Annotated in this window: 9 protein-coding genes and 1 pseudogene; 6 read left to right on the top strand and 4 right to left on the bottom strand. The window is 56.6% G+C overall.

The features are described from left to right. Positions 1-23: 23 nt before the first annotated feature. The gene (locus tag CXU21_RS12215; protein ID WP_146017049.1) at positions 24-605 is read right to left on the bottom strand and encodes a hypothetical protein; all 582 of its coding nucleotides are present in this window, start codon (positions 603-605) and stop codon (positions 24-26) included. An 899-nt stretch (positions 606-1,504) separates the two neighbouring features. Here CXU21_RS12215 and CXU21_RS10060 point away from each other — a divergent pair. The 6 genes and pseudogenes from CXU21_RS10060 to CXU21_RS10040 all read left to right on the top strand — a co-directional run bounded on the left by CXU21_RS10060 (position 1,505) and on the right by CXU21_RS10040 (position 7,984). Continuing rightward, on the top strand, positions 1,505-2,599 hold the full coding sequence (locus tag CXU21_RS10060; RefSeq protein ID WP_102725943.1) for a sugar kinase: 1,095 nt from the start codon (positions 1,505-1,507) through the stop codon (positions 2,597-2,599). A 19-nt stretch (positions 2,600-2,618) separates the two neighbouring features. Next, positions 2,619-3,788 (top strand): annotated as a pseudogene (gene uxuA, locus CXU21_RS12655) (mannonate dehydratase); the annotation flags it as partial. Then, positions 3,777-4,619, top strand: coding sequence for an SDR family oxidoreductase (locus tag CXU21_RS12650; RefSeq protein WP_343125744.1), 843 nt, complete (start codon positions 3,777-3,779; stop codon positions 4,617-4,619). The pseudogene uxuA and the gene CXU21_RS12650, both read left to right, overlap by 12 nt. An 18-nt stretch (positions 4,620-4,637) precedes the next feature. Beyond that, positions 4,638-6,035: a glucuronate isomerase gene (gene uxaC, locus CXU21_RS10050; RefSeq protein ID WP_102725941.1), complete on the top strand. Its 1,398-nt coding sequence runs from the start codon at positions 4,638-4,640 to the stop codon at positions 6,033-6,035. Between the two features lie 3 nt (positions 6,036-6,038). Continuing rightward, on the top strand, positions 6,039-6,683 hold the full coding sequence (eda, locus tag CXU21_RS10045) for a bifunctional 4-hydroxy-2-oxoglutarate aldolase/2-dehydro-3-deoxy-phosphogluconate aldolase (protein WP_102725940.1): 645 nt from the start codon (positions 6,039-6,041) through the stop codon (positions 6,681-6,683). A 20-nt stretch (positions 6,684-6,703) separates the two neighbouring features. Then, positions 6,704-7,984 carry an MFS transporter gene (locus tag CXU21_RS10040; protein WP_102715734.1) on the top strand — a complete coding sequence of 427 codons (1,281 nt, stop codon included), beginning with the start codon at positions 6,704-6,706 and terminating at the stop codon, positions 7,982-7,984. A 441-nt stretch (positions 7,985-8,425) separates the two neighbouring features. Here the strand turns inward: CXU21_RS10040 and CXU21_RS10030 are convergent, their stop codons facing one another. Genes CXU21_RS10030 through CXU21_RS10020 form a run of 3 tightly spaced genes read right to left on the bottom strand, consistent with a single transcriptional unit; the run spans position 8,426 to position 13,457 of the window. Next, a complete protein-coding gene (locus tag CXU21_RS10030; RefSeq protein ID WP_102726179.1) occupies positions 8,426-11,230 on the bottom strand; it encodes a DEAD/DEAH box helicase in 2,805 nt (934 codons plus the stop codon). Positions 11,231-11,250: 20 nt separating this feature from the next. Continuing rightward, positions 11,251-12,771 carry an Eco57I restriction-modification methylase domain-containing protein gene (locus CXU21_RS10025; RefSeq protein ID WP_102725938.1) on the bottom strand — a complete coding sequence of 507 codons (1,521 nt, stop codon included), beginning with the start codon at positions 12,769-12,771 and terminating at the stop codon, positions 11,251-11,253. Further along, entirely contained in the window at positions 12,768-13,457 is a 690-nt protein-coding gene (locus CXU21_RS10020; RefSeq protein WP_102725937.1) for a restriction endonuclease subunit M, read from the bottom strand. The genes CXU21_RS10025 and CXU21_RS10020 overlap by 4 nt, the downstream gene beginning before the upstream one ends. Positions 13,458-13,466: the final 9 nt, after the last annotated feature.

The following is a 13,466-nucleotide window of genomic DNA, read 5'->3' as shown; positions in this document are numbered from 1 at the left end:
TTTTTCTCCGGAGCGGGAATGATTCACCTTTCCCGTTCCGGAGTAGGTTGAGTCGTCCGGAGACTTTTCAGGATATCGACTGCTTCACGGGCATTCATGATGTCCTTGAATTTGAAGACTCTTTTCTTTCCGTATTTCAGCATGATGTCTCCGGATCCGTTTTTGCGCAGACGGTGCCGGATCCCCTTGATTTTGTGAACGGAATAGGTCCGGATGCTGTGGTCGATGATCGTCATCAGGCGGTGTTCCGTCAGTATGTAAAGGGTATTGCGGTGGCGTTTCCGTTCCTTCCATGGAGCTGCAAATGCATTCAGGGGATAATAGATGGCTCCAAGGACGATACAAATCCATCCCGGAATAAAAAAGTAAAAAACGGGAGTGAACCTGCCGTCCGCCGGAAAACTGGTTACACGTTGCCAGCCCCCTAGAGTAAGCGCCAGTGGCAAGATAAACAGGAAGATTCCGTACAGGAATTGCCTTGTGACTACGAAGGTCCAGCACCGTTCCACGGGATGGCTTTTCCACAGCACCTGTTCTCCGGGCTTGAGTTTTCTGCTCCAAATTTCTTCAGAAGCATCAATTCCATCGGGACTTCTCCGGGACATGGCAGATTGATCTCTGTCAGCTGATGTAGTCAATGCTGCTGAAGCAGAGGCGTTATGCTGGTTCACCAGTTTTTTCAGAACATCCGCCGCTTTCCGGGGATGTTCCATGTCTTCCATCACAAAATAACCTCCTTTCCGGTACTCCAGAATAACATTCCCGGTACCATCCTTGCATGAATATGTCCGGATGAGCCTTCGCCTGGGAATGGGATAAGAGTGGAAGCGGAACTCTTGTGAGGAGGGGAAAAATAAAGGAGTTTCCCGAATGATGGTTATCAGGCGCTGGCCTGTGAAAACGTAGCGGGTGTTGCGCCTGGTTTTTCGTTTTCGCCACGGGGATGTCAGCAAATACAGGGAAGAAACCAGCAGGGGAGTGATGATAAGGACGGCAAGGAGGATGCCGAATATGGAAGGGAAGCGATAGTATCTCATCCTGGCATCAAAACACAAATTCAGGAATGTCGGCAGCACCAGGAAGAAGGCTGTGCACAGGCTGAACAGCGCGCTTCCGAACAGAAGTTTTCCCGTATCCCCACCAGTCCAGCTCCGTTCCACAGGCCGGCCTTTCCATAAAATCCGCTCTCCGGGTTTGAGCCTGCTGGCCAGCAGTTCTTCCGGGGTCTGTTTACACTCGCTCCGTTTCATCGTGATATTGATATATAGGTTAAGATTATCTGCGTCAATTACTTGTAAAAAATGTTGAGTCAGGGTACATGACTTTTAAGTTGGAATAAATTCGGGAACTTTCAGGCAATGCTGTTTCTTCCGTGGTAAAATTTATAGTTAAATTTTTTAACATCAAAACTTTACATTATATCTGGTCTTTTTTCTTCGTTTTCCCTTGTGGAGAAAAACAGTTCTTTTATACTAAGCAGAACCGTACCATTTGATGCTTTTATATGTCTTTAACTATTAAATCAGAACAGGAATGCCGCTGGGACATTGCCTCCCTGGGTGAAGTGATGCTGAGGCTGGACCCCGGAGAAGGGCGCATCCATACCACCCGTTCCTTCCGCGTGTGCGAGGGCGGAGGGGAATACAACGTAGCCCGCGGACTCCGGCGCTGCTTCAGGATGCGCGGAGCCATCGTCACCGCCATTTGCGACAATCCCGTGGGACGCTTGCTGGAAGACTGCATGCTCCAGGGCGGCCTGGACATGGATTACGTGGCGTGGAAGCCGTTTGACGGCATTGGCCGCGATTGCCGCGTGGGCCTGAACTTTACGGAGCGCGGCTATGGCGTGCGCGCCGCCGTGGGCTGCTCAGACCGCGGCCTGAGCGCCGCCTGCCAGATGAAGCCCGGGGAGGTGGACTGGGACGCCCTGTTCGGCAGGCACGGCGTGCGCTGGTTCCATACAGGCGGCATTTACGCGGGCCTTTCGGAAACGACCAGCGCCGTGGTGCTGGAAGCCGTGCAGGCCGCCCGCAGGCACGGGACCATCGTTTCCTATGACTTGAATTACCGCCCCTCCCTCTGGAAGAGCATCGGGGGGCAGGCCCGTGCGCAGGAGGTGAACCGGGCCATCGCCCCCTTTGTGGACGTGATGATCGGCAATGAAGAGGATTTCCAGGCGTCCCTGGGACTTTCCATTGAAGGGAGCACGGAAGATTTTTCCCGCATTGACCATGACTCCTACCGCCGGATGATCCGCCGCGCCGTCAAGGAGTTCGGCTTCAAGGCCGCGGCCACTACGCTGCGCGTGGCCCGAACGGCCACGCTGAACGACTGGGCGGCCATGCTGTATTACGACGGCGAATTTTATGATTCCATTTCCTTCCCGAACCTGGAAATCCTGGACCGCGTGGGCGGCGGGGATTCCTTTGCCTCCGGCCTGATTTACGGCCTGCTGTCCGGCAAGGGACCCCAGTACGCCGTGAACTGCGGCTGCGCCCACGGCGCGCTGGCCATGACCACTCCGGGGGATACCTCCACGGCCACGCTGGCGGAAGTGGAAAAAGTGATGAAAGGCGGAACCGCCCGCGTGGACCGCTAACCCTTTAATTCTTCCTGACATGATTGAAAGCTGGAGATGGTACGGTCCAAGTGATCCTGTGACGTTGAGGGACATCCGCCAGGCCGGAGCCGCGGGCATTGTGACGGCCCTGCATGAAGTGAAGTGCGGGGAACTCTGGACGCGGGAGGCCGTGGCCGAACGCGCGCGGATGGTTGAAGACGCCGGGATGAAATGGGTGGTGGCGGAAAGCATTGCCGTCCATGAAGACATCAAGACGCGTTCGGGAAACTGGAAGCATTATCTGGAGGTTTACAAGCAGAGCCTCCGCAACCTGGCCGCAGGAGGCGTGAAAGTGGTGTGCTACAATTTCATGCCCGTGCTGGACTGGACGCGTTCCGACCTGGCTTTTCCGCTGGAGGACGGCAGCAGCGTTTTAAAGTATGACGCCGTCCGCGTGGCCGCGTTTGACCTGTTTGTTCTGGAGAGGGCGGGGGCTGCGGATGATTACGCGCCGGAAACGGTTGCGCGCGCCCGCGAACTTTTCCAGTCCATGGACGGAGACGCCCGCAAGGCGCTGGCGGATTCCATCCTGCTGGGCCTGCCCGGCACGGTGGATGACCTGACGCCGGAACAGTTCAGGGAGATGCTCAAACGCTACGAGGGCATTGACGATGCGCAATTGCGCCGGAACCTGTATGACTTTCTGAATGAAATCATGCCCGTGTGCGAGGAAACGGGCATCCGCATGGCCATTCATCCGGATGATCCTCCCCGGCCCATCTTCGGCCTTCCCCGTATCATGAGTGATGAGGAGGACATGCGCCAACTGGTGCGGGAGGTTCCCTCCATGCATTCCGGCTTCACGCTCTGCACCGGCTCCCTGGGCGGCCTTTATTCCAATGCGCCGCACCTGCTGATGGAGGAGTTTGCGGACAGGGTGTATTTCGCCCATTTCCGCAATACGGTGTTTGACGCGGATCATGAAAGCTTCCGGGAATCCGGTTCCCACCTTTGCGGCCATACGGACATGGCCTATGCCATGCAGTGCCTGCTGGACGAGGAAGCCCGCCGCAAGGCCGCGGGATGGCCGGACTGGCGCATTCCGGTGCGCCCGGACCACGGGAAGCTGATGGACATTGACCTGGAGAAGCACTGCTATGCCGGGTATTCCTACGGCGGCCGCGTGATCGGCCTGGCGGAACTGCGCGGCCTGGCGATGGGGCTCCAGTCCTTCCGTCCGCTGGCGGGAAAAACCGCTGTCGTGACCGGGGCCGCGGGCGTGCTCTGTTCCGTGATGGCCCGTGACCTGCTGAAGGCCGGGGCCAGTGTGGCCCTCCTGGGCCGTACCCGCTCCAAGCTGGAAGACCTCCAGCGGAAGCTGGCGGAGGAAGGTCTGGGCCGGACGCTGGTGCTGGCTGCGGACGTGCTGGACAAGGCCGCTCTGGAACAGGCCTGTTCCCGCGTGAAGGAAGAATGGGGAAGGCTGGACATCCTGGTGAACGGCGCGGGCGGCAATGACCCGCGCGGAACCAGCCCGGCGGAGCAATGCATGCCGGACACTCCGGCGGATCAAGGCTTCTTCGGCATGGACATGGAGGGCTTTGAGTACGTGAACCGCCTCAACATGATCGGCACCATCCTGCCTTCCCAGGTGTTCGGGGAACTGCTGGCCGCCTCCGGCGGGTGCATCGTCAACATCTCCTCCATGGCTGCCTTCCAGCCCCTGACCAAGGTGGGCGCGTACGGAGCCGCCAAGGCCGCGGTGGACAATTTTACCAAGTGGCTCGCCACGCATCTGGCCCCGCTGGGCGTCCGCGTGAACGCGATTGCCCCCGGGTTCTTCATCACGGAGCAGAACCGCTTCCTGATGATGGAAAAGGACGGGGCAACCCCCACGCCGCGCGGCCGCAAGGTGCTTGCCAAGACGCCCATGCACCGTTTCGGTGAGCCGGAGGACCTCTGCGGGGCGCTCCGCTTCCTGGTCTCTCCTTCCGCTTCCTTCGTCACGGGCGTCATCATTCCCGTGGACGGGGGCTTTCTGGCCTATTCCGGAGTATAACCGCCAACGTTTGCCGCCATGTTTATCAACGACGATTTCCTGCTGGACACTCCCCAGGCCAGGACGCTTTTTCATGAGTACGCGGAAGGACAGCCGATCATCGACTACCATTCCCACCTGGACCCCGCCGCCATTGCGGACAACCGCCAGTTCTCCAACATCGCCCAGCTCTGGCTGGACGGGGACCATTACAAATGGCGCGCCATGAGGACGAACGGCATTCCGGAACGCCTCTGTTCCGGAGACGCTCCGGACCGGGAGAAATATGACGCCTGGGCGGCTACGGTGCCGCGCCTGCTGCGCAATCCCTTGTACCACTGGACGCATCTGGAACTGCGCCGCCCCTTCGGCATTTCCGGCATTCTGTTCAGTCCGGAAACGGCGGACGAGGTCTGGAAAAAAACCTCCTCCATGCTTCAGTCCGGAGGAATGGGCGCGCTGGATATCCTGAAAAGGATGAATGTGGAGACCGTCTGCACCACGGACGACCCCTGCGACGACCTGTCCGCCCACCGGAGGCATGCCTCTTCCGGGGATTCCGTCAAACTGCTCCCCACCTTCCGCCCGGACAAGGCGCGCGCCGTCCACCAGGGCAGTGCGTGGCGGGAGTGGGTGGCGCGCCTGGAACAGGCATCCGGCATGGAAATCCGTGATTTGGCCGCTTTCAGGGAAGCGCTCGCCTCCAGGCATGACTTTTTTGCCCGTCACGGCTGCAAGCTCTCGGACCACTCACTTGAAGCGTTTGACGGGGAAAGCCTGTCCGGAGAGGAAGCCGCCGCCCTGTTCGCCTCCGCTCTCCGGGGCGGTGACATCGCCTCCGGGGATGCGGCCCGTTTCTCCAACTACCTGATGGGTTACTTCGCGGAGCTGGATTCCGCGAAAAACTGGGTGCGCCAGCTTCATGTGGGCGCGCTCAGGAATCCGAACGGAGCCGCCCTGCGGGACCTGGGGCCGGATACGGGTTTTGACGCCATTGCGGATTTCACCTACATCTCCCCCCTGGGCCGCCTGCTGGACCGTTCCGCTCAACAGGGAACATTGCCGCGCACCATCCTGTACAACCTTAATCCGCGGGACAACGCCGCCCTGGCCGTGCTCTGCGGCAGTTTCCAGGACGGCGTCACGGCCGGAAAAATGCAGTACGGGGCCGCCTGGTGGTTCCTGGACCAGATGGACGGCATGACCCGCCATCTGGAAACCCTCAGCCAGCTCGGCATGCTATCCCGCTTCGTGGGCATGCTGACGGACAGCCGCAGCTTGCTGAGCTACACGCGGCATGAATACTTCCGCCGCATCCTGTGCCGTGTCCTGGGGCGTGACATGGCGCAGGGCCTGGTTCCGGACGACATGGAGATGGTAGGCTCCATGGCGGCGGACATCTCCTACAGGAACGCCAAACAATATTTCAACTTTTAAACCATGAAGACACTGCTGGAAAAATTATCCGCCATCAGGCTTGTCCCCGTCGTCGTCATCCATGACGCGGACAAGGCCGTACCCCTTGCCAAAGCGCTGCTGGACAACGGCTGCGCCTGCATGGAAATCACGTTCAGAACGCCTGCCGCCGCGGAAGCCATTGCCCGCATTTCCCGGGAAGTCCCCGGAATGCTGGTGGGCGCGGGAACCCTCCTGACGCCGGAACAGGCGCAGGCCGCCTGCCGGGCGGGAGCCTCGTTCGGCGTGGCTCCCGGCTTTGACCCGCAGGTGGTGAAAGCCGCCGCGGAGATGGATTTCCTGTTTGTGCCGGGCGTCTCCACCGCCTCGGAAATGAGCCAAGCCCTTTCCCTGGGCTGCCTGTTCCAGAAGTTTTTCCCGGCGGAGGCCGCGGGCGGCGTCAGGATGCTTAAATCCCTGCTGGCCGCGTTCCGCCATACGGGCGTGCGCATCATGCCCACGGGCGGCATCAACGCGGGCAACATCGGCTCCTGGCTGGAAATCCCGGAAGTGGCCGCCTGCGGCGGTTCCTGGATTTGCGAATCTCCCCTCATTGAGGCCGGAGACTGGGAGGAAATAGGCAGGCGCACGCGGGAAGCCCTGAAAGCCTTGAAGGCAGACGCCCTTTAACAACCAACTGCATTTTACCCATGCTCCAGGAACAACCAAGGCAGGACTCCTTCCGGTGGATGATTCTCTTCATGCTCTTTGCGGCGACGACGATCAACTACCTGGACCGCCAGATTCTTTCCATCCTGAAACCCATTCTGGACCAAGAACTGGGCTGGACGGACGCCCAGTACGGCATGATCATGTCCATCTTCCAGGCTTCCTACGCGGTGGGCCTGACCATGTTCGGGTGGATTATCGACAAATACGGCGCGCGGATGGGCTTTGCCATTTCCATCATCTGGTGGAGCGTGGGCGCGCTTTCCCATGCCTTTGCCGTAGGCGTCAAATCCATGGGCCTCAGCCGCGTTATCCTGGGGCTGGGGGAAGGCGGCAACTTCCCGGCGAGCATCAAGACGGTGACCAACTGGTTCTCCTCCGGGGAGCGCGTGTTCGCCACCACCCTGTTCAATTCCGGCGCGAACGTGGGAGCGCTGGTGGCTCCGGCCACCATCCCGTTCATTGCCGCCGCGTGGGGGTGGCAGTCCGCCTTTATTGCCGCGGGCGTTCTCGGCTTTATCTGGGTGATATTCTGGCTCCGGATGCCGAAGAACCCGCGCGTGAAGCTGGCGGAGGAATCCGCCGCCCTGGCGCAGGCGGAAAAGGAGGAAGCCAGGGCCTCCATTCCGTGGAGGAAATTGCTGGCTTACAGGCAGTCCTGGAGCCTCATCCTCGTGCGCTTCCTGACGGATCCCATCTGGTGGTTCTTCCTCTTCTGGCTGCCGGATTTCTTCAGCAAGCACTTTGGCTATAACATCAAGGAATCCGCCCTGCCGCTGATCGTCATTTACGCCCTGGTAACCGTACTGAGCATTTTGGGCGGCACCCTGACCAAATTCCTGGCAAACCGTGGATGGAGCCTGAACAAGGTCAGGAAAATCTCCATGCTCATCTTTGCCTGCTGCGTGGTTCCGGTGATCTTCGTCCAGTACTTTGACATGTGGACCATCGTGGCGGTGCTGGGGCTGGCGGGAGGCGCGCACCAAGCGTGGTCCGCCAGCGTGTACACGCTGGGTTCCGACATGTTCCCGAAGTCGGACGTGGCCTCCATTACCGGCCTTTCCGGCATGGCGGGGCAGATCGGCAGCGTGCTGTTCCAGACGGCGGTGGGCCTGACCCTGTCCTGGTTTGCCGCCCAGGGAAATGCCTCCCATGGGTACGACATCATCTTCATGGTCTGTGGAAGCGCCTACCTGGCGGCCTTCGTCATCTTTACCCTGATCATTCCCAATATTAAAATGGTGTCTCCCCGGGAAAACTGATCTTCCGGAGCATTTCCTTTCCACGGGTTGATACGGCGTCCCGGAAAGTAAAGATGCCCGGAGGCATGGCGGAAGGTGCGCCCGCGGCGTTTCGGAATTGTAATGGCGGCGTGAGGGAAATGAATCCCCACGCTATCATTATTGAATTATGTCTATTACAGTTACTAATCCGGCAGGCGGCAAGATTGAATTCAAGTCTCAGAGGGGACCGACCTGCGTGGATGCTGGAGGCAACCCCGGTAATTCCGGGATTCACGCCCATTGGTACGCGCGGCATTTGGACGGGATTCATTATCGGCTTGGCCGTCGTTGCCCTCTTGCTGCTCTGGCGCGTGACTCGCCCCGCACGGTGGGAGTTTGCCATGATCCGCCACCGTGAGCCGTAAGGCGCACGCCTTCTATTTTTTACGGAGTGATGCCAATACCAAGCCCTTACCGGGCTTACCTCTCAACCGGGGTTAGTTTGCCTTGTTCCAGGCTGCGCGGGTAGGGGAAGAGTTTTTTTTCTCCTCCAAACTTTATGGTAATTCGACCAGCGGCTTCATCCAACTTTACCACGGTACCTGTGCCGTATTCCCGGTGGGTAACGGCCATGCCTTTGCGGATGCTCGGGCGTGGTGTGAGCGGGGCTTCCGCTTCCTCGTCATCCTCTTCTGCCTGGCAGGCGTCGAGGTTGTCTGCCGTTGGAGCAAAAGGGGCTTCTTCCGCCGCGGTGCCGGTCATGGAATCTTGCTGAACACCAGCCATCAATTCATAGTCTTCCCGGGTCAGGATGGTGGCGTACAGACCCACGTTTTCATCCGCATGACGATTGATGCCCGTATAAACCAGACTGGCGTCTTCATACCGTTTGAACTTGTACACAGCATCATTCATTAAAGCTTCATTAAAGAGGTTCAGGCTGACGAGCAGTTCAAAATCTTTTTCCGTCAGCCCGGTTACCTTCCGGAACAGGTGTGGTTCCAGTTGGGTGATCACATCCTTCAGGCAGTATTCCCGGAAGTCTGACAAATACATGAAGATGGGAATTCTGGCGGCAAACTTGATCAGCTTTTGCTGTACCTGCTTGCGCAGGGATTTGATTTCCTTTTCTTCCTGCGAGAGGTCTTTCTTTTCCTTCGGCGTCAGCTTGTCTTTTTCTCTACGTGTTCCTTTGACGGCGTCGGATTTGTTAATAATGGTTTTAATGTCGCTGTTCAGGTTGCGGAAGCCTTCAATGCTCATTAGGGCATCCATAGCTTCCCGGCTGGCAAGCAAACGTTGCAGAGTAGCGTTATCCACATTGACCAGCAGGGCGCTTTCCCAACGTCTGGCCAGCAGAGTGGCGCTGGTGCCTGCCATGGCCATATCTAGTATTTCCGCGGCCTCCACCTTTTTCATGGCGCTGCCGTCGTAGGCCAGCACGGGAAGGAAGTTGATGAACTCCTTCACCTTGGTTTCCGGATTACCCGGGTTTGTATTCAGGCGGCAGCTGTAGTCAGAGATTTGTTTGAGGGCACGGTTCAGAGCAAAGTCAAAGACGTAACAGTTCTTCTTAACGATTTCTTTCTTACTCTGTTCACCGTCCACCGTCCACGGGCTTTGCACCCGGAAGGCGGCCTGGAAGTAAGTTTCCGGGCTGGAGAGGTTGCGCAGCATGAAGATGCCTGCCCATGGCTTTACGGTAACGCCCGTGGTCAGTTTACCGCAAGAGAGCGTAATGGTTTTACTTTCCAGCGGATTGCCGCCCATGGCCTCCAGTACGGGCTGTAGGGCGTCCGCACCCGTTCCGGCCTCCATCCCGGCGCAGACAATGACGGTATAGTCATGGTAAAAGGTATTTTGACGTTGTTGCAGCAGGTTGTTCATGGCGTGGCAGGCTGCCACGTCCGGCAGGAACCACAGGGTATGGTTAAGCAACCCCATCAGCCGGGTGTCTGAGTAGGGCATCGGGGGCTTTTTGCCGCCCAGCTTCAGTTCATCCGTCGCCGTGGCATGATGGGCGCCGCGGATCAGGTTGAGCCACTTCTGCACGTGTTCTTCATGGGTAAAGCGGGCTTCACGCCCTTTGCCTTTTGCCTGGAAAAAGCTGTTCAGGTCAAACTCATTAAACTCTCCTTCTAGGGCGATCTGCCTGATGTCATCCGGTATGCGGTAGGTGAGCAGTACCATGCGCGGCAAGGCGGCGTACGGGTTCTCTTCTCCCTGCCAAGCGTCCTTGGCACGTTGTTCGTCAGAATAAGTCCAGTTGTAGATTTGTTCTTCAATAAACTCCCCGGAGTTCAGGGCCCGGAACGGTGTGCCAGAGAGGTAAAGGTACCCATCTGCCGTGATTGGCAGATCCTGTTCATTACAGGTATTGCCGCTGTTGTCGCTCAGCGCAGCAGTGTACTCTTCTTCCTCATCTTCCATCAGAAACAGGGCTCTGGCGTTCTCCTTCCACGCTCCAAAGTGATATTCATCAAAGATGACCAGATCCCAGTTGATTTCCCTCACCCATTCATGCTGGGGCTTGATGCCGCCCGTCTCTTTATTCACCCCCAGAAAATCCTGAAAGGAGCCAAAGCAAACGATGGGCCGTCCAGCGTCCGCCTTTCGGTATTGTGCGTCAATGGGAAGGGCATCCGGCCCTTTTTCACGGAAGATGAACTGCCAGCCTTCAAAATCCCGGTGCGTTTCCAGGTCTTCCTTCCAGGCGGTCTGCACCGCGGGCTTAAAGGTCAGGATGAGCACACGCCTAACGTTTAATTGCCGTGCCAGATGGTAGGCGGCAAAGGTCTTGCCAAAGCGCATTTTTGCATTCCAAAGAAAGCGCGGGGTGCGTCCGTCCGCCCGTTCTGCCATAAAATAACTTCGGGTTCTCTCCACGGCTTCCGCCTGCTCTGGCCTCATGGCAAAATCCCGGGTGCGGTTTTCCGTATTGGCTGTCCGGGTCCGCACCGCCAGCCATGCTGCTCTTACATCTTTTTCCTTACAACGGAACCATTCTCCTCCCACGTGTTCCACCTGCTTTTTTTTCAGCATTCGGTGAATATCGTGGTCCGTAAAGCTCCCCCCGTCTTCATACAGCGCAGGTTCTGCAAAGACAATCCGGTAGGGTTTGTCGCCCTCCGGCCTCAGCGTGGGATACTGTTGAGCCACCCGTGTCGCTACGTCCACTGTAGTGTAACCCACTTTCAGGCAACCGGGGTAGTTGGCGTCCTCATAGGCATAAATCATCGGACGCGCATTCGTTTTTTGTTCAAAAAACGCGGCAGTATTTTCCATGGCTACAGGATTCATCCGGCTCAGTCTCCTTCCATCGGGCGGATCATGCTTTCGATGAAGCTTATTTCTTCTTCTGTTAAGCTATACTTGGCATAGAGTTCTTCATCCGTCCACGCCTTGCTGAAGTCCTGCATCGGCACGAAGGAATAGACCCGAGCAGCAGCGTGCTGGGTATTCTTTTTTAGGAGTACTATAAAACGGAAGAATTTTGTTCTGATGTAGCTCATTACATGCTCAGCTTCTTCCTTATTGTTAAAAGGGCCAATGACCAGATAGGTTTCTGTGCAGCAACTGCCCGGTTCCCCCAAAAAGGGCTTGTTCAGAATCTGATGAGGAAAATCTTCACCTGCTCCATACGCACTAGAAATGAAAACTTTATATTTATCAACCCATGCCGTATTTTGAGATATCTCATCCCTGTTCACAAATCCCACATGGTTATTAGCATAAAGAATAACGGAATCAGGCATCCTTTCTTTGGAGCCTTTCACATAAGTTCTGAACCCAAAAGGCTTTTGACTGCTGATAAGAGATTTGATGCTTTTTTGACTAACCTGAAGAACCTTTCTCAAAATCGGAATGGCCTCATTATAGCGAATAAATGTTTCACAGTCTTTTTCCAACAACGGTCGACGCATGGTCTGAATTGCTCCATGTCTGATGTTTTTAACTAGACAATCACCTTGATGAGCCCGATTCCAAAGGAAATAGGAAATACCACCCTTGATTTCTACCCCAGGAAAACATTCGGAAGAGTCCGAATAATCCACGATTTGCACAAGCCGCTTATCACTCAGCATTTCATTCCGGAATTGATCAAGTCCTCTCCCTCCGGAAAACCAGCGGGATGGAACAATCATTATCAAATAACAGGGATTGAGCTTTTTGGCTTGTTGAATAAATAGATGATAAAGGGGAATAGCTCCGCCTCTGCGTCGTTCCTCCGTATCGCCACCGTCGCTGAGCTGATAAGGAGGATTGCCGATGATGACATCAAAGTTCATGTGAAACAGGGTGCTCGGATGGTTTGTGTGGATGAATTCGTAAGCGTGGCTTTCCGTTCCCTTCTTTCGGGCTTGTTCTCCATAGGCGGCCGAGGAGGCACCGCAAAAGACACATTTTCTACCGCTCCAGGAGTGGGGGAGGTGTTTGTAACGGATGTTGCCCTCGGCATTGTCGAAATGAACGACGGAATAGGGGCCGTTGGGGAATTTGGAGCAATACACGCCACGGCGGGCGAGGAGGGACGTCAGCTCCGTAATGGCGATGCCGAAGATCTGTTTTTTGAAAATATGTGCCAGACGTTCTTCACGATCCGGGATTTTGGCTTCCAGTCCCTTGTTGAGCCGTTTGGCGATCTCCCGCAGAAAGACGCCGCTCTTACAGCAGGGGTCCAGAAAAGTGACGGATGGGTCAGAAAAAAGCTCCTGTGGCAGCAGATCCAGCATGGCGTTGGCAATCTCCGGTGGCGTAAGCACCTCATCATTGGAAAGATTGACCAGACAGCTCAACACGTCGGGGTTATGGGTGCCGTCGTTCATGACTCTGCTTCCGGGAGTTTGCGATAATCCGTCGGGGGAAATTCTCTTACCGGGGATTTGGGAACGTATTCCAGGGAAAGTTCACCTTTTGCCTGTTCCAGGGAATTCCGGGCGTCTTGATCACGCAGGAGTTCATCCTGGCGGAAATCCCGGCGTTTGATGAGGGGGCCCGTAACGGCAGACCATTCGGAAAAGATGATAGGCTCCTGAGTATCCTGAGCGGATGCATCCACTTTTTTCATGCTCAGGGCGTTGCCGTTAAGAATATTGCGTTCCAGAACAAAGTGGACGGTTGCCAGGCATTCCGCAGAGGGTGGACGTTTTAAGCGCTGTTCATATTCTGCCAGCCACAAGGTCAGCAGGCGTTCCCGGCAGGCGCAGACGTTATCCACCAGCAGTTCCACCCCGTAGATAGACATGAGAGCCAGAACGGCACGGAACTCATAATCTGCCGGGGATTTACTGTATTGCCGGCGGACGGTTGCCAGTTTCCTCAACAGGATGGGAGCCAGGAAGCTGCCCTCTCCGCATGCCGGTTCCAGAAAGCGGCTGTCAATGCGTTCCACTTCTCGATCCACCAATTTGAGCATGTCATTCACCAGCCAGTCAGGGGTAAATACTTCCCCGTGATCCGCTACCCGTTCACGGGATTTGATCTGAAAAGAAGTTTGGGTGGAGGGAGACATTGCGTCCCC

Origin of the sequence: Akkermansia muciniphila (assembly GCF_002884975.1) — a bacterium.
In the GTDB taxonomy this organism is placed as follows: Bacteria; Verrucomicrobiota; Verrucomicrobiia; order Verrucomicrobiales; family Akkermansiaceae; genus Akkermansia; species Akkermansia muciniphila_C.
The sequence above is the reverse complement of the archived record's forward strand: the minus strand, read 5'-3'. Positions and strand labels throughout refer to the sequence as shown.